This is a genomic window from Pleurocapsa sp. CCALA 161, from assembly GCF_003003995.1.
In the GTDB taxonomy this organism is placed as follows: domain Bacteria; phylum Cyanobacteriota; class Cyanobacteriia; order Cyanobacteriales; family Xenococcaceae; genus Waterburya.
The window spans coordinates 1-19,846 of record NZ_PVWF01000065.1; the positions used below are offsets into that span (position 1 = coordinate 1).

22 protein-coding genes are annotated in these 19,846 nt (G+C 38.0%); 11 read left to right on the forward strand and 11 right to left on the reverse strand.

Annotation, left to right across the window (positions count from 1 at the left end; all coding sequences use genetic code 11):
* On the forward strand, positions 1-1,059 hold a 1,059-nt coding region (locus C7B62_RS15465), incomplete at its 5' end, for an MlaD family protein (protein WP_106238346.1).
* Between the two features lie 20 nt (positions 1,060-1,079).
* Here C7B62_RS15465 and C7B62_RS15470 read toward each other — a convergent pair.
* The 3 genes from C7B62_RS15470 to C7B62_RS15480 form a co-directional block, all read right to left on the reverse strand.
* Complete coding sequence (locus C7B62_RS15470) at positions 1,080-1,943, reverse strand: peptidase C39 bacteriocin processing (RefSeq protein ID WP_106238349.1); 864 nt, start codon at positions 1,941-1,943, stop codon at positions 1,080-1,082.
* A gap of 204 nt (positions 1,944-2,147) precedes the next feature.
* Positions 2,148-2,942, reverse strand: coding sequence for a biotin transporter BioY (locus C7B62_RS15475; RefSeq protein WP_106238352.1), 795 nt, complete (start codon positions 2,940-2,942; stop codon positions 2,148-2,150).
* A 56-nt stretch (positions 2,943-2,998) separates the two neighbouring features.
* Positions 2,999-3,442, reverse strand: a complete 444-nt coding sequence (locus C7B62_RS15480; protein WP_106238356.1) for a gamma-glutamylcyclotransferase — start codon at positions 3,440-3,442, stop codon at positions 2,999-3,001.
* 47 nt (positions 3,443-3,489) lie between these two features.
* Between C7B62_RS15480 and xth the strand changes: the two genes are divergently transcribed.
* The 3 genes from xth (at position 3,490) to C7B62_RS15495 (ending at position 5,420) form a co-directional block, all read left to right on the forward strand.
* The gene (gene xth / locus C7B62_RS15485; protein ID WP_106238360.1) at positions 3,490-4,275 is read left to right on the forward strand and encodes an exodeoxyribonuclease III; all 786 of its coding nucleotides are present in this window, start codon (positions 3,490-3,492) and stop codon (positions 4,273-4,275) included.
* A gap of 113 nt (positions 4,276-4,388) precedes the next feature.
* The gene (locus tag C7B62_RS15490; protein ID WP_199194216.1) at positions 4,389-4,676 is read left to right on the forward strand and encodes a hypothetical protein; all 288 of its coding nucleotides are present in this window, start codon (positions 4,389-4,391) and stop codon (positions 4,674-4,676) included.
* A 360-nt stretch (positions 4,677-5,036) separates the two neighbouring features.
* On the forward strand, positions 5,037-5,420 hold the full coding sequence (locus tag C7B62_RS15495; RefSeq protein ID WP_106238363.1) for a WGxxGxxG-CTERM domain-containing protein: 384 nt from the start codon (positions 5,037-5,039) through the stop codon (positions 5,418-5,420).
* Between the two features lie 201 nt (positions 5,421-5,621).
* Here the strand turns inward: C7B62_RS15495 and C7B62_RS15500 are convergent, their stop codons facing one another.
* Positions 5,622-5,828 carry a hypothetical protein gene (locus C7B62_RS15500; protein ID WP_106238367.1) on the reverse strand — a complete coding sequence of 69 codons (207 nt, stop codon included), beginning with the start codon at positions 5,826-5,828 and terminating at the stop codon, positions 5,622-5,624.
* Positions 5,829-6,120: 292 nt separating this feature from the next.
* Here C7B62_RS15500 and C7B62_RS15505 point away from each other — a divergent pair, with 292 nt between their 5' ends.
* Both C7B62_RS15505 and C7B62_RS15510 read left to right on the forward strand, forming a co-directional pair.
* Positions 6,121-7,002, forward strand: coding sequence for a DUF2382 domain-containing protein (locus C7B62_RS15505; protein WP_106238370.1), 882 nt, complete (start codon positions 6,121-6,123; stop codon positions 7,000-7,002).
* Positions 7,003-7,093: 91 nt separating this feature from the next.
* On the forward strand, positions 7,094-7,546 hold the full coding sequence (locus tag C7B62_RS15510) for a DUF2382 domain-containing protein (RefSeq protein ID WP_106238374.1): 453 nt from the start codon (positions 7,094-7,096) through the stop codon (positions 7,544-7,546).
* Positions 7,547-7,678: 132 nt separating this feature from the next.
* Here the strand turns inward: C7B62_RS15510 and C7B62_RS15515 are convergent, their stop codons facing one another.
* From C7B62_RS15515 to C7B62_RS15535, 5 genes are all read right to left on the reverse strand, one after another.
* A complete protein-coding gene (locus C7B62_RS15515) occupies positions 7,679-8,566 on the reverse strand; it encodes a sigma-70 family RNA polymerase sigma factor (RefSeq protein WP_106238378.1) in 888 nt (295 codons plus the stop codon).
* A 208-nt stretch (positions 8,567-8,774) separates the two neighbouring features.
* Positions 8,775-9,587: a glucose 1-dehydrogenase gene (locus C7B62_RS15520; protein WP_106238382.1), complete on the reverse strand. Its 813-nt coding sequence runs from the start codon at positions 9,585-9,587 to the stop codon at positions 8,775-8,777.
* A gap of 103 nt (positions 9,588-9,690) precedes the next feature.
* A complete protein-coding gene (locus tag C7B62_RS15525; protein WP_233219994.1) occupies positions 9,691-9,936 on the reverse strand; it encodes an NblA/ycf18 family protein in 246 nt (81 codons plus the stop codon).
* A 147-nt stretch (positions 9,937-10,083) separates the two neighbouring features.
* Positions 10,084-12,756, reverse strand: a complete 2,673-nt coding sequence (locus tag C7B62_RS15530) for a glucosidase (protein WP_106238386.1) — start codon at positions 12,754-12,756, stop codon at positions 10,084-10,086.
* Between the two features lie 208 nt (positions 12,757-12,964).
* Positions 12,965-13,156 (reverse strand): CsbD family protein, encoded by a 192-nt coding sequence (locus C7B62_RS15535; protein WP_106238390.1) that lies wholly within the window; start codon positions 13,154-13,156, stop codon positions 12,965-12,967.
* A 206-nt stretch (positions 13,157-13,362) separates the two neighbouring features.
* On the opposite strand from C7B62_RS15535, the gene C7B62_RS15540 reads away from it, so the two are divergent.
* The 3 genes from C7B62_RS15540 (at position 13,363) to C7B62_RS15550 (ending at position 15,836) form a co-directional block, all read left to right on the forward strand.
* Entirely contained in the window at positions 13,363-13,599 is a 237-nt protein-coding gene (locus C7B62_RS15540; RefSeq protein WP_106238393.1) for an antitoxin, read from the forward strand.
* A complete protein-coding gene (locus tag C7B62_RS15545) occupies positions 13,596-13,997 on the forward strand; it encodes a type II toxin-antitoxin system VapC family toxin (RefSeq protein ID WP_106238396.1) in 402 nt (133 codons plus the stop codon). Before C7B62_RS15540 ends, C7B62_RS15545 begins: the two co-directional genes overlap by 4 nt.
* Positions 13,998-14,336: 339 nt before the next feature.
* On the forward strand, positions 14,337-15,836 hold the full coding sequence (locus C7B62_RS15550; RefSeq protein WP_106238399.1) for a NarK family nitrate/nitrite MFS transporter: 1,500 nt from the start codon (positions 14,337-14,339) through the stop codon (positions 15,834-15,836).
* A 39-nt stretch (positions 15,837-15,875) separates the two neighbouring features.
* Here the strand turns inward: C7B62_RS15550 and C7B62_RS15555 are convergent, their stop codons facing one another.
* Positions 15,876-16,100 (reverse strand): hypothetical protein, encoded by a 225-nt coding sequence (locus C7B62_RS15555; RefSeq protein ID WP_106238403.1) that lies wholly within the window; start codon positions 16,098-16,100, stop codon positions 15,876-15,878.
* A gap of 179 nt (positions 16,101-16,279) precedes the next feature.
* Here C7B62_RS15555 and C7B62_RS15560 point away from each other — a divergent pair, with 179 nt between their 5' ends.
* The gene (locus C7B62_RS15560) at positions 16,280-17,647 is read left to right on the forward strand and encodes a chloride channel protein (RefSeq protein WP_106238407.1); all 1,368 of its coding nucleotides are present in this window, start codon (positions 16,280-16,282) and stop codon (positions 17,645-17,647) included.
* Here the strand turns inward: C7B62_RS15560 and C7B62_RS15565 are convergent, their stop codons facing one another.
* Positions 17,648-18,682 (reverse strand): ribonucleotide-diphosphate reductase subunit beta, encoded by a 1,035-nt coding sequence (locus C7B62_RS15565; protein WP_106238461.1) that lies wholly within the window; start codon positions 18,680-18,682, stop codon positions 17,648-17,650.
* Positions 18,683-18,986: 304 nt separating this feature from the next.
* Between C7B62_RS15565 and C7B62_RS15570 the strand changes: the two genes are divergently transcribed.
* Positions 18,987-19,517 (forward strand): DUF4230 domain-containing protein, encoded by a 531-nt coding sequence (locus C7B62_RS15570; RefSeq protein WP_106238413.1) that lies wholly within the window; start codon positions 18,987-18,989, stop codon positions 19,515-19,517.
* Positions 19,518-19,846 lie beyond the last annotated feature (329 nt).

Here is a 19,846-nt window from a genome sequence, read left to right on the forward strand (position 1 = left end):
ATTATTGCCGATTTTTCTGATGTTAACGGCATCAAAATTGGTGATGGAGTACGTTACCGAGGGCTACAAGTAGGTAGAGTTGACAATATTCAGCCTAGTACTAATGGAGTGGATGTTGTCATTGAGATTGATTCTAGCAACCTATTAATTCCCAGAGATGCAACCCTCGTGGCAACAAGCTCAGGATTGATTGGCAATACTTTTATTGAGATTATTCCTCAATCTTCTTTAACCGCAAATGTTGCCAATATGAATCCTACTGGCTCTAATTGCGATTCTCAGCAAATAATTTGCGATAATGCTCGGCTCAAAGGCGAAAAAGCTATTACCCTAGACGATCTCTTACCCTATACCTACCGCTTTAGTAAAGCTTATGGTGAACCAGAGTTTGTCGCTAAAGTCAATTCAACAGTAGAAAATGCAGGAATTGCTGCCTCAGAAGTTGCCAATTTGACCAAAAACACGACGGCACTGGTTAATGATTTGCAAAAAGAAGTGACAAAGACTTCTCAAGAGTTGGTTTCCACTGCCCAAACTTTTCAAACCACTGCCAAACAAGTTAATCGATTAACCAACAATGTCGAACAGCTAATTGCTCAAAACGAGTCTAATTTAACCACTACTTTAGCAAGTATTAGCACCACCAGCGATCGCCTCGAAACTTTAGTAGTTAAGATCGATCAAACAGTCGATGCTGCCGACACCAAAAAACTGGCGAACAATCTCAACGAATTGACTACCAACGCCGTAGCTGCTTCTAACAACCTCAAAAATATCACTGAAAGCTTTGGCAGCGACCAGGGTGTAGTTAGTCTTCAGCAAACTTTAGATTCAGCTAGGGTAACCTTTGATAACGCCCAGAAAATCACCTCCGATTTAGAATCGCTGACAGGTGATCCTGCTTTTCTAAAAAATGTTCGTGATTTGGTGAACGGTCTGGGTGGTTTAGTTTCTAGCACTGAACAGTTAGAGCAACAGATTCAGACTAGTCAGATGATTAAACCATTACAGTCAGATAAATTCACCTCTTTTACCACCGAAAGTTTTACTAAAAAGTAAATGAGTTTGCAGTTCAAAGCTCAGATCTTCACGATTATTGCTTCGCCAAACCAGTACTGCTCTAGTTCAGCAAAAGTTTTAATCTGTAGACCATAAAGGGGATTGCCAATTAGAACTATTTTTCTGGCAGAATCGATTCCTAAATAGGCAACAGCGTGAGAAAATCTTACTCCTTTGCCTGTTTTGCTTTTTTCCTTAACGTGCATTAAAGCGGGTTGGTTCAGGGTCATTAAATCATTAACGGTTAAATTGTAGTGATATTGGGGATTGAGATCCAACTTTTTTAAGGCTTTTATTTCTGCCAAGGTAGTAGTACCAAAGCGATTAGTTTTGGTTAACCCGACTGCTTCTTTTTCAGTCATATTAGGCTGCTTTTGCGTGTATCTAGACAAGGTGGCAATACTAGAGGGGGCGCAGGTATAAAGAGTTGTCTGCATTACAATCCCATCTTGAATTTTTGGTTGAGCAAGTAAATCTTTTACTGGGCGCAAAAAAAATAAAAGAATACTAAGAGCAAAAGCGATCGCACCTAAAGCCAAGAATAATTGAACGATTTTTGCTTGGGAGCGTTTACCCGATAATTCCAAGCACGCCAGCAAACCTAAGCAGAAAAAGCCCAAACCAAGCAAGATTTCCTGAAAATAACCCGCCAGATAAATCAAGAGCATGGGCGGGAAAATTTCTGCTAGCACCAAGACAAGATTAAACTTATCTAAAAGGATTAAAAACCCCAAACCAGGCGCGATCGCCAATAATAAATACAATAAAGGTTTTTGGTAATTCTTGAGGGCATTATCGGAGTTAATTCCTTTGACAGCAAGATACTTACCCAATATTCCGCCACCACCAACAGCCAAGGCACATACTAAAACTAGACTAACCATAAATAAAATAACTTATAGATACTTGAAAAAACTTTGCTCTAAGAGTCTAATTCCAGTATGGAAAGTTAATTTAGCAATGTCTGTGATCTCGAAAGAAAGCTAGTAGCTCAAAAATACAAACGCTTAGGTACGTAGTTACTTGCTGATCTTAAGAATCTAAGTTCATTGTTCATTGTTCATTGTTCAATGTTCATTGTTCATTGCTTAGGTAAACATAACTTTACGCATCACAAAAGCAATTAAACTGATGGCACAAACGACAGCTAATTGTCCAGGAAGAGGGTGGAGAGAATAAATAGCGATCGCCTGCATTAAAGAATTAATTTCTGCTCCCAAACCAGTAACAAAATACATTATCGTTAAATAAGTGATGCCAACTAAATGAATCGTAATCAACCCTACTATACAGCTAGCAATTAGGGTAGCAAACTTAGCCAAACTCTGAAACGCCAGCCAGCCACATATCCAAGCACCAACAACAAATCCGAGTAAATAGCCAAAGTGAGGCTGTTGTAAATAGATCGACCCACCACCGCGATCAAATATCGGTAGACCTAAAATACCCAATAAAATATAAATGATTTGGGATAGCATAGCTGCATTTTTACCTCCCAAGCAAGCTGTAAGCAAAACTGCTCCAATCTGATAGCTTACCCCTAAAGTTTGTACGCTCAATCCGTTGCCCCACCACGACCAAGGCGCAGCCAAACTAGAGGCGGGAATAAAAGTACCAGCAGCAGTCAAAATTACACCAATAGCCGTCCACAGCATCACTTCTGGCAAAGGTGCTACATGAGGGCGATTTGGCTTGTCTATGGTGATCTCAAGCTGATTTCGCAACCACTTATTTTCTTGCTGTAATTTGTCTAGATGCTGTTGTTTTTGCTGTAGTAACTGCTGAAGGTGATTGATAGTTGATTTGACAGGAGATGGAGTAATTCCCCATTCATAGTCGTTAATCTCAGAATTGGGTTTGGGTAATTCTTTCAGGTTGGACATAGACAAAGACGGTTGTGAGCATAATCCAGTTTACCTGTGGATTAATTATTTGTGGATTAATTATTTCTGAAACTTACTCCGTAATGCAATTTACCAGTCCAACTATTTGAAGTCAGCTTAATGCCTCCATACTGTATAACTTGAGCTAGAGTCATGTAGTATGCCCAAGCTTGATTGATGGGGCGATCGTCAAAACTGTAGACCATAACAGAAGCACGATAATATTCATTAAGATGGGCTGCTCGCTGTGACTGATAGCCTTCTAATCTATCTAAACTCTCTAAAATCTGTGGATCGTTAAAAGACAAGAGTATTCCCTGAACTTTGCTGTTTCCTTCTGTCATCGCAGGATAGCCAACAGGTAAAGCATATAAATCACCCCAGGTATAAGCTGGAGTTTGAGCAACGACTTTTTCTTCACAATAGGCAGCAAAATTAGCCTCTCCAGGTTTAAGCGTGCCATAAACAAAAACATTACAGGTTAATGATTCAGATTTCATTGGATAATGATAATTTGTTTAACTGTTAATCACGAGAATTTGATCAATTGAAAGTAGCTACTTGGAACGTTAATTCAATTCGGACTCGCTTGCAAATTGTGACAGATTGGCTACAGCAACATCAGATAGACGTACTTTGTCTTCAGGAAACCAAAGTTCAAGACCACGAATTTCCGCGATCGCCTTTTGAAGATCTAGGTTACAACATCTATATTTCAGGTCAAAAATCTTATAACGGCGTAGCTCTTTTTAGTTTAAATCCGATGACGGATGTTAGCCTTGGTTTTAGTCCCATCGTTGGCGAAGTTGATGTCGGAGAATTTGACCAACAAAAACGTGTTATCAGTGGGGTTGTTGATGGGGTCAGAATTGTTAATCTTTATGTGCCTAACGGGTCTAGTGTTGGTAGTGATAAGTATGTATATAAGCTGGCATGGCTTAAAATGCTGCGAACATACCTCCAAAAACTACAGAATCAACAACCAGAAATTTGTATCTGTGGCGATTTTAATATTGCCCTAGAAGATAAAGATATCTATACCAACAAAGGAAGAGACAATCACATCATGTCTTCTACTCTTGAGCGAGAGGCGTTAAAACAGATCTTAGAATTGGGTTTTAAAGATGTTTTTCGTAAGTTTAGCGATGAGCCAGAACAATATAGCTGGTGGGATTATCGCTCTGGTGGTTTTGCCCGTAATCGAGGTTGGCGCATCGATCATCACTATCTTACAGAGAAGCTCTATCAACAAGCCGTCAAAAGCTGGATTGATGTTGAACCCAGAAGGCTAGAAAAACCTAGCGATCATGCCCCTGTTGTGGTGGTCTTGTAAATCCTCTAAATTACATGACTATATCTTTAGTTAGATAGTAATTTATATCAATAGCTGGATTAAAGTTGGTGAATAATTTTATTTAATAATAGTGACACCTTAATAAAACAACTATGAGTAATCAAGAACACGAAAAAGTTTATCGCGAAAGTAATAGTGAAGAAGGATTTCGTACTGCCAACAAAGGTGATATAGCCGATGATTCTAAATCTTTAGAAGAGAAAAAAGAGCAAGTGGCGGTAGATAGCTGGGACATCGCTGGTCACGTAAAAGTTCCCACCTACTTCGCTGTGGAAGAAGATGGGGAAGAAAAAGCATTACACCATGTTAAAGATGCAGACGAAATTTCTGATGTTATTCGCCAAGCTAGAGTTAATGAAGAAGGTGATCGTGAATGGTAATCAATTTTAATGCTAATTAAATTAGTCACGGGCAATTTTTTACTAATTTTTTACTGGTGTTAAACAAGATGTGTTCCTGTTCCAGTTATGCTATCTGATAATAATTGCGTTCAGGAATTCATCAACTAATTGATCTTAAACTAGCCTTTGTCTAATTGCGCTTGAATTATACTAGTTAGCTCTGTTAACTAATTATAGTATTTTCTGTCTTAAACCATATATCTTTAGAGAGATGTTAAAAAAAAACATGCATAATACTATGTGAACAATGAATATTGTTTAATAATTGAAAACAAGCATTCATTGATGACGTTTTAATCTTAAATTGTAATCTTAAACTAAATCTCAATAGGAGTTTTTATGAATTTATCAAAGCTAGCTGCAACTACTGTTCTTGCACTTACAATTGCCCTACCCACAGGTCAGGTATTGAGTCAAGAAAGACAGCAAAGTGCGGAGACTAATCTTAACCAGGCTGAACAAAATATTGATAACGCTGGTGACAATTTAAAGGATGCAGGAAAATCTTTGGGCAACAGCGTTGAAAACACAGGGGAAGCAGCAGGACAAGGTCTAGAAAATGCTGGACAAGCTGTTGAACAAAAAGCTAACTGGGGTTGGTTAGGTTTAATCGGACTTTTAGGACTATTTGGTTTGGCTGGGAAAAACAAAAGAACTGAAGTAGTACATCGCGATCTCCACCCTTTAGATCCTAACGAAACTAATCGTACCACTGTATTATAAATTGATTGTTAGTGCATAAGTGCATAATAGTAACAACTCATTTTACCTGTAAATAAATCATCATTAAAGGACGGACAATTGTTCGTCCTTTAATTTTGGTTATTGCTCAACTCAAAAAAAATATAAAAATGCGAAAACAGTAGTTATTTATATTTATTTATAACTACTGTTCAAAATTAATTTAAGCTAGCCTATTTTTTTTTAGCGAGCTTCAGTACCCTGATTTGGGCTACCAGGAGTTTCGGCATTTTTATTAGACCCTGGAGCTTCGGGTGTTGCGCCAGGGCGAGTGTCTTGATTTGAACCTTGTCCAGTTTTACGTTGAGCAGGATCGAGAGTAGTCTGCTTACCGCCGTCTGCTACTGGAGTTCCTTCTTTGTTTTCTTCTTTGCTAGGTGTGTTTTCCATTTTTTTATATATCCTTAGTTCTTATTGTAATTTTGCTTTACTAAATATTATTGATAATAATGCTGTTTATCAAACCTATCTAAAGATATATAAAATCAATTTACTGTTAAAAAGTAATTTAATAGACTAAAAAACTAATGTATTAATAATTTTACTAAAAGTAGCTGTATTTACTACATATATCTTAAGGCATACTTACTCATCTTTATTATCTATTTCACAAGTTAGATGAAAAATATTTTGACAATTACTAATATTTATTTAGTAAATTAATTGAAATAGGAATACATCTATGGCTTTAGCTAAAATTGCGGACTTATATCCTAATTATAAAGAGGATATTTTTAGTGGTCAAGACATTAAAAACTTCTCTGTTTATGACCATACTAACGATAAAATTGGTTCAGTTTATGACATCATTGTTGATGAAACAGGCAAGTTTCGCTATTTAGTTATTGATACTGGTTTTTGGGTTTTTGGGAAAAAAGTTTTGTTACCCGTAGGTAAAGCTAGTATTGATTATGCCCAAGAAAGAATATATGCCAAAGACCTGACCAAAGAACAAGTGGAGAGTCTCCCTGAATATGACGATAATATGACAGTCGACTACGACTACGAAGAAAGAGTCAGAACAGTATATAGAGGTGTAGACTACGATCAGACAGAGCCTAGTGTTGCTCAAAATGCAACAGCAAGTTACAGTGCTGACGCTTATAGTCACGATCGTGAACCCAGTCTTTATCACCACGCTGAGGTGGAAACAGATGGTCGTCAAAGCCTTAAATTATATGAAGAGCGTTTAATAGCTAATAAAGAACGTTTCTTGGCTGGTACTGTCAAAGTAGGCAAAAGAGTTGAAACAGAAACAGCATCAGTTTCTGTTCCTGTAGAAAAAGAGCGAGTTGTAATTGAACGCACGACTCCTACAAGTGGCACAGTAGTACCCCCTGGAGAAGCTACATTTGGTGACACTGAAGTAGCTCGAATTGAAGTTTATGAAGAAACTGCCGATGTTGAAAAACAGGCTTTTGTACGCGAAGAAGTTAACGTACGTAAAGAGGTAGAACAAGATACTGTAACTGCTAGAGAAACAATTCGTCGTGAAGAACTAGACGTTGAAAGTGATGGCGATACAGTAATTAACAGAGATTCTTCCAGAGATCCATCAGTTTAAAGATTTCCGTTTAGGTCTAATAGCAAACTAATACAGGTAGGGTAGCTTATTCTACCTGTATTTATTGAAAATAAGCATAATATTTTGGTATATGACTTTAAGTAACGATCAACGCTCCGAGATAAATTCACCAGAATCTTATCAAATATCTTTACTAGAAGAAAAGTTACAGGTTGCTCGCCGTAAACAAAAAGTTGGAGAAGTAGTCATTCGCAAGCAAGTTGAAACGCGAATGATTAGTATCCCGATCAGACGAGAAAAGTTAATCGTGGAAAGAATTGGGGAAAACCCCGAACAGTTAACTGAAGTGATTGTTGCAGAAGAAACAGTTAACGGTTTCAAATACAATGAGTTGGATATTAACAATAGTCTTTCTGTTAATACAAGTCAATTTCTCTCTCTTGCCAGTGCTGAAAAACTATTGACAGATATTAAACAGCTTTCATCGACAGCTAATACCAAAATACGTGTAACAATAGCTACAAACTGTTCTGATCTGGAAACATTATTAGAGCTTAAAAAGATTTGCGATCGCTATCAATAATTTGGCATTTTGCATTTATATTTCATATAAGTACTACTTAAGATGAACGAGTAAACGAGTAAGACCGTGCTGGCTACCCTGATCTGTTTCAGAATTAGCCAGCATAATGATTGTCTGACAGATAGCAAAAGATTATCCTGCCAAACTAGAATATTCGATCGCTCGTTGTTTAAGCAGCTTCATCGCTTTGTTTTTGATTTGTCTAACTCTTTCTCTACTAACGCCACAAACGTCACCAATCTGCTCATAGGTCATGGTTTTGCCGTCATTTAAACCATAGCGTAGAGTAATTACGTCTCGTTGCTTAGGAGAAAGAGTATGCAACAGACTTTGAATATGAGCGCGAGTTTCTTGGCTGGAAACGAAATCCGCTGGCGAGGCAGAATCATCAGCCAAAATTTGTCCTAACTCAGTTTGATTTTCGTCAATAGTCACATTAAGACTTTTTGGTTTAGTAATCCTAGCAGACTGTGCCAAAGATCTCAACTTATCCAAATCCATGTCTAATTCTGTAGCAACTTCACGATCGGTTGGTTTTCTACCCAACTGTTGAGATAGCTGACGAGTTACCTTTTTAATTTTATTTAAGTCTTGAGTAATATGAATTGGTAAACGAATTGTTCTGGCGTAATTGGCGATCGCTCTAGTCATTGCTTGTCTAATCCACCAGTAGCTATAGGTTGAGAACTTGTAGCCTTTACCAGCATCAAACTTTTCAGTTGCTCTCATTAAGCCAATACTACCTTCTTGAATCAGATCCAGCATTGATAAGCCACGATTCTGATATTTCTTAGCTACAGAAACAACCAAACGGAGGTTTGCTTCAACCATCTTTTGTTTAGCAATTTGTCCCTGATGGATGATGCGTTGCTCTTGTGGAGTTAAGTCCGCTTTATCCAGAAGAGGCAACATAGCCTGAATCTGATTTGCATATTTGACTTCCTCTTCTGCTTTCAACAAAGGAGTGCGACCAATTTCTTTAAGGTAGTCTCGGACTGTGTTGTTGGAATTGTTAGCCATGATTGCGTTTTAATTGATGTTAATGTTTGAATTGCTTACTAGAACAAGTTGGACGTGGGTGATTAAGTACCTGAAACTGAGACTGATAATCTGCATATTTATGACCCGCTATTTTCAACCAGAGAAATGATTGAATAGTTGTTTAAGTTGCAATTATCATCTAGCATCAAAGGCAAGCTTTATTAATAGAAAATACTTCTTTAAAAGTTTATTCTTCTCCTGCCGACCAAGGTTTAAGAAAATCTGCGTAGAGAGTTAATCCTCCGTCAACAAACAAGGTTTGACCAGTTATATATGAGGCATCATCAGAAGCTAAAAAGGCTGAGATTGCTGCCATTTCTGCCGAGGTTCCCACTCGTCCTAGCGGAATATGACTTTCAATTTCCTTTCGTTTTTGAATGTCATCCGTCCAGCTGTTGATTGGTGTTGCTGTTGCTCCAGGAGCGATCGCATTTACTCGAATACCGTGAGGTGCATATTCTAAAGCCAATGTTTTGGTCATATTTTCCATTGCCCCCTTGCTCATTGAATAACTGATATATGTGGGTCTAGGAATAATTTCGTGAACGCTAGAAATATTAATGATGATACCACCAATACTCTTCTGCATAAAATGTTTTAAGGCTTCTCTGGCGCAAAGATAAGCACCTCGCAGGTTAACTTGCATTACCCGATCAAAGTCAGCAGTTGATAGTTCATGGGAAGGAGAAGCGCTTTGAATACCTGCATTATTGATTAAAATATCTATGCTGCCAAGTTGCGTAATAACTTCGCTGCACATGCGCACAATATCTCCTTCTTCAGACAGGTCACCTTCAACTGGCAATACCTTGCCTTTTGACTCGTTGTCTTGACCACAGGTCTTAACAATCAACTTTTTGGTATCGTCAAGCTTACTGATATCGCCACGATAGTTTAAAGCTACATCAGCACCTTCCGCTACAAAACAAGCAGCGATCGCCTGTCCAATCCCCGAAGTTGCCCCCGTAACCAAAACATTTTTCCCTTTTAAACCCTTCATGCTCAATTTCTGCACCGAATTTATCGTTACCTACAGGTTTATCAGTTTTTCCAGCCGATCTACATCCTCCTTAAGCAATAAAACCCAAGAGTTAGTACTACATCTACTTACCTGCACCAAATAAAGAATTGACAATATCTTTTTCTTGATTGAGAAACATTTCTTTGTAGATGTTGTCTTTGTACATCATCTGTTTATGCATCTGCACCAATAGTTCTTGAGCTTCAGATTGAGACAATTGCTGCACGCGATCGCTGAATATTCTATGATTCAGTTCTTGCTCTATTGACAGGGTATTTTCTAATCTATCCATTACCTTTGTTTTATTTTCTCTATTTGTTCCTTCCATTGTAAACAAATCTTAAGATGCCTTTACTCTATCGAATGTAGTAATATCCACAACTTAATGGTGGTAATCCTTAAACAGGAGAAATAGGTAGTTAGAGAGATTAAAGCCGATCTACTTTTAATTGATCTAATGAGCTTAATTTTTTATTTATTTATATTTGCTTTGTTGCATAATTAACTTTGCCACCAAACCCGTCCATCCTGTTTGGTGTGATGCTCCTAAACCTGCGCCGTTATCACCATCAAAATATTCATTAAACAGCAATAAATCTTTCCAGTTATCATCATGATTAAATTTCGTCATGTTACCGAACACTGGCTTTTTGCCATTATCTTGAGTCATAAAAATATTAATTAAACGCCTTTCTAATTCCGCAGCTACTTCCCATAGAGTCATCATCTTGCCTGAACCAGTGGGGCATTCAACCCGAAAATTACCATCGTAGTAATAATCAAATCTTTGCAGAGATTCTATTAATAAATAATTAATTGGCACCCAAATTGGACCTCGCCAGTTGGAATTACCGCCAAACATTTTAGTTTGAGATTCAGCAGGTTCGTAAGCAACTTCATAGCTTTGATCATCGGTTTCAAAAGTGTAGGGATGATTCTGGTGATATTTAGAAACAGAACGAATACCATAGTTACTGAGAAATTCTGTCTCATCCAGCATTTTTGCGAGTAATAGGCGTAGGCGATCTTGATTAACCACTGCCAGTAAGCGACGGGAAGTATGATCGCATCCTTCCATGCAGGCAAGGTTACGGCTAAGTTGAGGACGTTCTTTAATAAACCATTGGATTCTGCCATTGAACCCTGGTAGTTTATCTAAAGTTTTTTGCTCAATAGTGGTTACAGCAAGTAAAGGAATTAAACCGACAAGCGATCGCACCTTGAGATCGAGATTATCACCATTGGGTAGATGCAGCACGTCGTAATAAAAACCATCTTCTTCATTCCATAATGCTGCCCCCTCTGAACCCATGTGGTTCATCGCATCAACAATATAAAGAAAGTGTTCAAAGAATTTGCTGGCGATATCTTCATAGATATCGTTATCCTGAGCTAACTCCAAGGCAATTGTCAAAAGATCTAAACAATACATTGCCATCCAGCTAGTGCCGTCAGACTGGGAGAGTTGACCCCCTGTAGGTAAGTCACCGCCACGATTAAACACGCCAATATTATCTAAACCCAGAAAGCCACCCTGAAAGATATTATTATTTTGCTCATCGTGTTGATTTACCCACCAAGTAAAGTTAAGCAGCAGTTTTTGAAATACTCGTTCGAGAAATTTTTTATCCGAACGTCCATACATTTCCTGTTCAATGGTATATACGCGCCATACAGCCCAAGCATGAACGGGCGGATTAACCCCATCAAAATTCCACTCATAGGCTGGTATTTGTCCATTAGGATGCATATACCATTCACGAGTAAGACGTTCTAGCTGTTTTTTGGCAAAGTCAGGATCGATCGCCGCTAGGGGAATCATGTGAAAAGCTAAATCCCAAGAGGCGAAATAAGGATATTCCCATTTATCGGGCATAGAGATCACATCATCGGTATGCAGATGTATCCAGTTGCTATTTTTGCCATCTTGGCGCGACTCTGGTGGCTTGGGTTGAGCAGGATCTCCCTCTAACCAGGTATCGACCACGTAGTGGTAATATTGCTTGTTCCAGAGCATTCCTGCAAACGCCTGACGTTCAATTTGTTGCAGTTCTGGGCTTTTTTCATCAGGGGAAACCCGTTGATAAAATTCATCGGCTTCCTGTTGCCGTAGTTGAAATGTATCGTTAAATGTTTGTCCAAAGGGAGTCTCCAGATCTGGGCGATCGCATAGCCTTAATTGAATACTTTTGGTTTCTCCTGCCTCTAATTCTAAAGTGTAGTAAGCTGCAAATTTTGTCCCAATCTGATTTGGGTTAACTGCATCCTGTTTTCCTGCCACGACATATTGGTGAAAGGCATCTTTAACATAAGGAAAATCATTAGTTTGACCAGAGGATAGACGTTGGTGATTAGTATCATTCTCTGTAAACAGTAGGGGCGACCCTACATTGGCGCAATATAGCCATCTTTGACCCAAATCGGGATGCTGTGCTTCAATAACACTATAATCTGCCGATTGTTCATAGATTTTCAACTTAGGTTTGTCTACCTCATAACCCCATGACCAAATATTGCGAAACCACAGAGTAGGCAGTAGATGGATGGAAGCGCTTTCTTGGGCGCGATTAGTTACCTGGATATCGATCAGTATATCCTCATCACTTTTTTTGGCATATTCTACCGTGACATCAAAATATCGATCTTGATCGAAGATGCCAGTTTCTAGTAGCTCAAACTCTTGCTCTTTTAAACCTCGCTTTTTATTTTCCTGTTCTAACTGCCAATAGGGAAAAGCTTGGTGAGGATACTTATAGAGAAACTTCAGATAAGAATGAGTTGGGGTATTATCCAAATGAAAATAATACTCCTTGACATCTTCCCCATGATTTCCCTGAGCATTACTCAAACCATAGAATCTTTCTTTTAAAAAAGGGTCGTTACCGTTCCAGAGTGCTAGAGCAAAACATAATCGCTGATGATTATCTGATATACCAGCAATGCCGTCTTCTCCCCAACGATATGCCCGATAATGAGACTGTTCAAAGGTAAAATCATCCCAAGCTGAACCGTCGGCGCTATAGTCTTCCCGTACTGTTCCCCACTGGCGATCGCTCAGATAACAACCCCATCTACGCCAGTATGCTTTTCTCTCTCGATCCTGCTGTAGTCTAATTTCTTCCTGAGTGAGTTTCTGGGATTCAGACATAAATTGCAGCAAGATTTAATTATAGTCAGATTAATTAAATTTTAATATATGGCGATCGTTTTAATAATTGAATCTAACAAAAGATAGATAATCAACAATTTATTTCTAATTATTTCTCAAAAAATATCGACTTGAGTTGATTGAATATGGCTCAAGCCGATTGATCTGTTTTCTTAATTACTTTGTTCTGTAATTTATTTTCTGTAATTTATTTATTTTCTGCTTCTGCTCTCAACTCATCTGCTTGAGCCTGTTTTTCCTGACCAGCTTCTACCGCCTCCTGATCATCAGAATACTCGCCTAAATTTTCTCTAATTGTACCTTCAATGTTTTCGCTTCTAGCCTCTGCTTTGAGCTTTAGTTTTTCTGCTGCGTTTTCTACGTCTTTTTTGATGTTCATAATTTTTATTTCTTAAATCACTTATAGGCTAATTTAACAGCAATCTATTCAGTTATCTTCTATCTTTTGACTTATTTTTCTCAACTAAAAGGATGGCAATAAAACTAGCATTAATTTGCTTAGAAAATACTGACTGCTAAAATGATTCCTTATTTTCTAAACTCTCAACCAAAGTATATACTATATATATATATTAAAAATCAATCATGGAAACAGCTAAATTATTTCAAAATGGTCAAAGTCAAGCAGTTAGACTGCCTAAAAAATATCGTTTTGCAGGGGATAAAGTTTTAATTAAGCGTGTGGGTAATGCAGTAGTGCTTTTGCCCTATCAAGATTCTTGGGAAACACTGTTCGATAGCCTAGAACAATTTTCCGATGATTTTATGAGTGAACCACGCCAGCAACCAGAATCACAAGAGAGAGAAAGTGCTTTTGAATGAAATTTTTATTAGATACAAACATCTGCATTTATATAATTAAGCAAAAACCTTTAGAATTATTGCAAAAATTTAATACCTATCAAGTTGGTGAAATTGGAATTTCTGCCATTACTGTAGCCGAACTAGAATTTGGCGTTCAAAAAAGTCAATTTCCTACCAGAAATCAACAAGCATTAACACAATTTATATTACCTTTGCAGATTGTAGATTTTGATCATGCTGCTGCTGTTATTTATGGAAATATTAGAGCAATGTTAGAAAAAGAAGGAACTCCTATAGGTTCATTAGACACTCAAATTGCTGCCCATGCGCTAAGTTTGCAGGTAATTTTGATTACTAATAATGTGAAAGAGTTTAGTCGTGTACCAAGTCTGCAACTGGATAACTGGGTTAGCTAATTTTAGCATTTTTTAGTATTTTAATATATCCCAATCTCCACATATTGCAATTTTTGCCAAACAACAAACGTGCGTAACATCGACATCAGTTAATAATTACATCATCAAATCACATAAATAGCATTTTAAAACCAGAAGAGTAGCTAAATATACATTTAATTAGACCAAGACTTTTTTATATTGATAATCAAATAGTAATTAACTTTATTGCCGCTCAATTAATTAGTACTTCATTAGTGTTTTGCGTTTTATAAAAATGTTCCTAACATACTTCAAGCAGGGAACAAATGACGCGAAATGAGGTGATCGGCAGAAAAACTTGTAGATTGCCAAAAATAAATTATGTCTGGAATTTTGTCATTTAGTGGTCGCTATCGCATTTTACACTTAACTTGGTTTGCTTTTTTCTTAAGCTTCGTAGTCTGGTTCAATTTTGCTCCTTTTTCAACAGCAGTACAAACAGAATTTGGCTTAGAACCCGTACAAATTAGAACTCTTGCTATTTGTAATGTTGCCCTGACAGTTCCTGCTCGGATTATTATCGGGATGATCCTAGATCGTTTTGGTCCAAGAATTACCTACTCTTGTTTGCTGGTATATGCAGCTATCCCCTCAATTGCCTTTGCACTGTCTCAAAACTTTACTCAGTTGGTAATTAGCCGTTTGGCTTTGAGTATTGTCGGTTGCGGGTTCGTAATTGGAATTCGGATGGTAGCAGAATGGTTTAGTTCTGAGGAAATCGGTCTAGCTGAAGGAATTTATGGAGGCTGGGGCAATTTTGGCTCGGCTGCATCTGCCTTTACTTTACCCACTATTGCTACATTAACGGGCGTTTTTACCGCCAGCCAACTTAACTGGAGATTGGCGATCGCCTTAACTGGAATTGTTACTGCAATCTACGGAATATTTTATTTCTTTAATGTCCAAGATACTCCACCTGGCAAAGTATATCAGCGACCCCAAAGTAGTGCGGGATTAGAAGTAACCAGTAAAAAAGACTTCTGGGTTTTGCTGGTTATGAATATACCTCTAGTGGGAATTTTAGGTGTAATTGCCTGGAGATTACAGAAAGTGGGGCTGTATGGTGCAGAAACAATGTATTTGATTTGGGCTGGTTTAGTTGCCCTATATCTATTCCAAGCTTTCAATATTTACCAAGTCAATCGCCAACTAATAACTGGAGCAAAACGCTATCCAGCAGCAGATCGCTATCAGTTTTCTCAGGTTGCCCTGTTAGAACTTGCTTATGTCGCTTGTTTTGGCTCGGAATTAGCAGTTGTTTCCATGTTGCCAACCTTTTTTGAAACAACTTTCGGCTTAACCGCAGCATTAGCGGGGGGAATTGCAGGAACTTATGCCTTTATGAACCTGGTAGCTCGCCCTGGAGGTGGTTTTATTTCTGATAAAATCGGCAGTCGTAAATGGACGCTAGCTGTAACACTAGCTGGTACTGGAATTGGCTATCTAATTTTTAGTAGCCTAGGTAAGATAGCTCTTCCCTTAATCGTGATTATGACTATGTTTGCCTCTTTCTTCGTGATGGCAACTGAAGGTGCGACTTATGCCATTGTTCCTTTAGTTAAACCTCGCGTTACTGGTCAGATAGCAGGTAATGTAGGAGCTTATGGCAATGTAGGGGCAGTCGCCTATCTAACTATCTACAGCTTACTGCCTGAAGGTGGTGGCGGAGATCGATTCTTTTTCCAAATGTTAGGAATTGTGGCTTTGATTGTGGCTAGCCTTTGTGCCTTCTTTCTCAAAGAACCTACGGGTGGTCATGGAGAACCAGAAGTAGAGGTTGCTCAAGAGGAAGCGATCGCTTATAAAAAAGTAAATTGACTGAAGTAATAGTTTAAGCTTTATTTTCGATCAAACAACTCAATTTCTTTCTCCAAATACATCCCAAAGATCTGCTTCGCTGCTGTAGATCGTTGTTGTGGTCGGTTCGGATGTGTTGGTCAAACTGTAAATAATCGGCAGTAAACCTACTGTAATTGAACTAATAACAATCAATAAAACTACTGCTATTTTTTCGCTAGCGTTGAAACTTCTTAAATAAAGTGGGACATACAGCACGTCACGGGACATTTTTGGTGATTTCATTTTAGCCTTTTTCAATTAGCCAATTAATTTTTAGACATTGCGCGATCGCTCTGCTAACTAAAGAGCGCATATTTAAATCATACAAAAATAGTCAGCAAAATGTAGCTATTGTTACTGTTTTTTTTAAAAGTATAAAGATTAACAGATTTTTACATGTTTACAAAATATTAGGGGTCATGATGTCGTCGAATAGTCAGATTGAGATAAGCGATTGCCACGAAAACATCAGCAATCCTAGACAGCTAACTTACTTACAGCTTTATCTTTGTGCTGTAATTATTGGTATATTTGGCGGTATGGTAGCTACTATTTACTACTTCGTGCTAGAAACCATGATGCACGGTATGTGGGATACGCTGCCAGAAATAGTCAAGCCTTATTTTCCTAGCTGGCTTGGGGTTAGTAACTATGTCTGGATTGCCACTACTGTTGGAGGGTTTTTTGTTGGTTTAGCTCTTTATTTTTTCGGGCTACCTGGAGAAATGGCGCAGGTAGTCGATAAAATTCACAATCCAGGTAAAATTGATATCCGCAAAACTCCAGCGATGATTATTGCTTCTTTAATCGCCATTGCCTCTGGTGGAAGTGCTGGTCCTGAAGCACCTTTGGTTCAAGTCAATGGTAGTTTTGGTAGCTGGTTGGGAGATAGGTTAAAGTTAACCAAAACTTCCGTCAGAATTTTGACATTTTGTGGGATGAGTGCAGCTTTGGGGGCTTTTTTTGGCGCACCTATTGGCGCAGCTTTGTTTGCCCTAGAAATTCCTCATCGTCGGGGTTTACAGTATTTTGAAGCGATCGCCCCGACGATTATTGCTGCCATTTTTTCTTTTACTGTCTTTAGACTCAATACGGGCATAACTATCGGTGGTTTTTATCATTTTGAAGAAGTTCCTGCATTGTCTCCTCAAAACTTGTTAGAAGGCTTAGTTTTGGGTGTGATTGGTGCGGGATTGGCAATCATGTTTATAATCATCTTCCGCATTATTGGTAAGCTACTTAACCCCCTAGAACAATATCCGATTGTCCTAGCAACTTTAGGTGGTTTATCTATTGGTCTAATTGCTTTTGCTTTCCCGCAAACTCTCTTCTTTAGTGAGGCACAAATTCAAACTGTAATTGAAACGGGGGCTAGCTTGGGTGTGGGTTTGTTACTGGCGATCGCTGTTGCTAAGATGTTTGCCATTAGCTTTACTCTCAATTCTGGCTTTTTAGGTGGCTTTATCTTCCCCCTGTTTTTTATCGGTGCTAATGTCGGTTATGCACTATCTCTGGCAGTACCTCAGGTTCATCCTACTGTGGGCATGGTTTGCTTAATGGCAGCAATCAATGTAGCCGTCACTAAAACTCCCGTCAGTACTAGTATTATCCTCAGTGTACTTTCAGGTACGGCAATGTTACCAGTAATTGCGATCGCATCTTTTGTCAGTTTTGTCTTAACTAGCCAGATTACTATGATTAAAACTCAACGATGTCGAGACTTAAAAGAAGTTGATCCGTCTAATCTAATTCTCGAACAAGTAACCAGCGATCGCATTTTTGTAGGTTAGTTAAATTTCATCCCAACCAGCAACGCCAGAAGACATCACATAACTAGTAACTCCAGCCTCAAAGAAATTGGCTTTAGTGTGACCTTCTTTTTTGGTGTCGGAAAATCTTTCTAGGTGTCGATAAGGACTTTTATTGTATTGCTCATCAGTATATAAAGGATTCAAGCCAATGGAACGCAAGCGCATATTTGCCATATATTTAGTGTAATGTTCCGTGCTATCGACCGTAATACCTAAGACGCTGTCACCAACGATATGATTTGTCCACCGACATTCATGCTGCACTGCGGTATCAAACATTTCATAAATTTGCTCAAGGGAGTGGGGAAATAGCTGCATCGCTTCTGGTAGAAGTTTTTGATAAAGTCGAACATGAGAAAGTTCATCACGGTTAATCATCTTAAAGATATCCGCGCTACCTGGCATTAGCATCCGCGAAGCTAGATTATAAAAGTAAATAAAGCCGTTATAAAAGTAAACTCCTTCGAGTAAATAGTCTGCTAACAATGACACAAAGTAATTTTCTGGAGTAGGACTATCTATATACTTTTGATAAATCGACGCAATAAACTCACAACGATCTGAAAGGATCTTATCAGTACGCCAAAACTCATAAACACTGCTACGGCGATCGCTGGGAATTACGGTTTCGATAATATACTGATAACTCTGGTTATGCATTCCCTCTTGAGAAATTTGTTCTGCCATACAAACACTGACTTCTGGTGCAGTCACACAACTTTTGATATGGGGTATGTTACAGGTTTGTACCGAATCTAAAAAAGTTAAATAACTAAGTATGCCGTCGTAAGCGCGACGTTCTTCTTTAGTTAAATTCCAATAATCAGTGACATCTTGAGTCAAATCTAGCTTTTGCGGAATCCAAAAATTTTCCCGCATCTGTTGATATAACCCAGTCGCCCAAGAATACCGTACATCGTTAAGCTGCATCAGGTTAGTAGTGTTGCCAAACCAAATCGAACGGTTTTCTACGCGATCATCTCCCCCTGGATTAAAAATGGGATTGGCTGACATATTGTCTTGAGGAGAAGGAAGATGTCCCTGTTGAGATAAAACTGAAGTCATAAAAGTTTCAATTATTTTTAAATTATTTATCTAATGCACTATATACGGTGTTATAGCATAACAAATTTTCTCAAGTAACACTAGTATTTCTTCTGTTACGACGATACTATCAGCATGATCAGGTAGCTCATTTTCCACTCCAAAATATTCAGGATGATGATTTGTTCCAACTACAATGATATGAAGATTAAGCTTAATTTTTATCTGTATATAGTTTCTGGATTTTATTATTTATTAATTATTTAATTGACTTATGGCAATATCTAAATCTAATTTATCCTTTTGGCAAAAACTATTTTTTTTGACTGCTGGCGGAATAAATTTATTGATTTTACTGTTGGTTTTGAGTATCTGGCGTACAGGCGATCGCGCCTTAGATTTTGTGAGTAATTTGTTTAAAATCTCACCGATTGAGCCTAAAGTAGACACTTCAACGCTAATTGTTGAAAAGATTAGAAATATTCAAGAATTATCTACTGCGGTACAAACTATAGAAACCATCGTTCCTGCTTCAGCAGAACGTAAGTTAGGTGATTTCTCTCTAGCGACTACTCGATTACTCTATATTGCACGGGGAGAAGTTAGAGCAGGAGTGGATTTGAGTCAGCTAACCAATTCAAATATTATTGTTAAGCCAAATGGTATCGAAATCAATTTACCCCCAGCTAAAATATTGGATAGTAAAATCGATGTTAATTATTCTCGTGTCTATGATTACAATCGTGGATTCCTTAATTTAGAAAAGATTATTTTGAATGGTTTGCCAACTGATACGATTTATTAGTAGAGCTAAAGGTTTTTCTGTTGGCGAAATAGCATTTAACATTGTTTGAAAATGATGGTTTTACCAATACTTTAGGTAGTACAGATGAAAATACACCCGATCAACATCCTAATACAGATGATGTCGGAATCAAAAAAGATTGAGCAACACTTATTGTTTATCGTGTTGGTGATTATTTTCAGTATGAGATAGTCTTCTGGGATAGTTCGATCCATCATCAGCCCCAGGAAATATACGAGACAGCAGATAAGGCTTTAAATGTAGGGATAGAAAGTATTAAGACAGTTATTGGTTATCAATAAAAGAATACTATTAAAAAGAAAACCGTC

What these genes read in the sequence shown, in the direction of transcription:
- C7B62_RS15475 (WP_106238352.1), bottom strand. Translation starts at nt 2,942, where the DNA reads ATGTCCAACCTGAAAGAATTACCCAAACCCAATTCTGAGATTAACGAC.
- C7B62_RS15470 (WP_106238349.1), bottom strand. Translation starts at nt 1,943, where the DNA reads ATGGTTAGTCTAGTTTTAGTATGTGCCTTGGCTGTTGGTGGTGGCGGA.
- C7B62_RS15530 (WP_106238386.1), bottom strand. Translation starts at nt 12,756, where the DNA reads ATGTCTGAATCCCAGAAACTCACTCAGGAAGAAATTAGACTACAGCAG.
- C7B62_RS15515 (WP_106238378.1), bottom strand. Translation starts at nt 8,566, where the DNA reads ATGGCTAACAATTCCAACAACACAGTCCGAGACTACCTTAAAGAAATT.
- C7B62_RS15490 (WP_199194216.1), top strand. Translation starts at nt 4,389, where the DNA reads ATGAGTAATCAAGAACACGAAAAAGTTTATCGCGAAAGTAATAGTGAA.
- C7B62_RS15520 (WP_106238382.1), bottom strand. Translation starts at nt 9,587, where the DNA reads ATGAAGGGTTTAAAAGGGAAAAATGTTTTGGTTACGGGGGCAACTTCG.
- C7B62_RS15555 (WP_106238403.1), bottom strand. Translation starts at nt 16,100, where the DNA reads ATGAAATCACCAAAAATGTCCCGTGACGTGCTGTATGTCCCACTTTAT.
- C7B62_RS15565 (WP_106238461.1), bottom strand. Translation starts at nt 18,682, where the DNA reads ATGTCAGCCAATCCCATTTTTAATCCAGGGGGAGATGATCGCGTAGAA.
- C7B62_RS15560 (WP_106238407.1), top strand. Translation starts at nt 16,280, where the DNA reads ATGTCGTCGAATAGTCAGATTGAGATAAGCGATTGCCACGAAAACATC.
- C7B62_RS15495 (WP_106238363.1), top strand. Translation starts at nt 5,037, where the DNA reads ATGAATTTATCAAAGCTAGCTGCAACTACTGTTCTTGCACTTACAATT.
- C7B62_RS15510 (WP_106238374.1), top strand. Translation starts at nt 7,094, where the DNA reads ATGACTTTAAGTAACGATCAACGCTCCGAGATAAATTCACCAGAATCT.
- C7B62_RS15480 (WP_106238356.1), bottom strand. Translation starts at nt 3,442, where the DNA reads ATGAAATCTGAATCATTAACCTGTAATGTTTTTGTTTATGGCACGCTT.
- C7B62_RS15500 (WP_106238367.1), bottom strand. Translation starts at nt 5,828, where the DNA reads ATGGAAAACACACCTAGCAAAGAAGAAAACAAAGAAGGAACTCCAGTA.
- C7B62_RS15570 (WP_106238413.1), top strand. Translation starts at nt 18,987, where the DNA reads ATGGCAATATCTAAATCTAATTTATCCTTTTGGCAAAAACTATTTTTT.
- C7B62_RS15545 (WP_106238396.1), top strand. Translation starts at nt 13,596, where the DNA reads ATGAAATTTTTATTAGATACAAACATCTGCATTTATATAATTAAGCAA.
- C7B62_RS15540 (WP_106238393.1), top strand. Translation starts at nt 13,363, where the DNA reads ATGGAAACAGCTAAATTATTTCAAAATGGTCAAAGTCAAGCAGTTAGA.
- C7B62_RS15525 (WP_233219994.1), bottom strand. Translation starts at nt 9,936, where the DNA reads ATGGAAGGAACAAATAGAGAAAATAAAACAAAGGTAATGGATAGATTA.
- C7B62_RS15535 (WP_106238390.1), bottom strand. Translation starts at nt 13,156, where the DNA reads ATGAACATCAAAAAAGACGTAGAAAACGCAGCAGAAAAACTAAAGCTC.
- C7B62_RS15505 (WP_106238370.1), top strand. Translation starts at nt 6,121, where the DNA reads ATGGCTTTAGCTAAAATTGCGGACTTATATCCTAATTATAAAGAGGAT.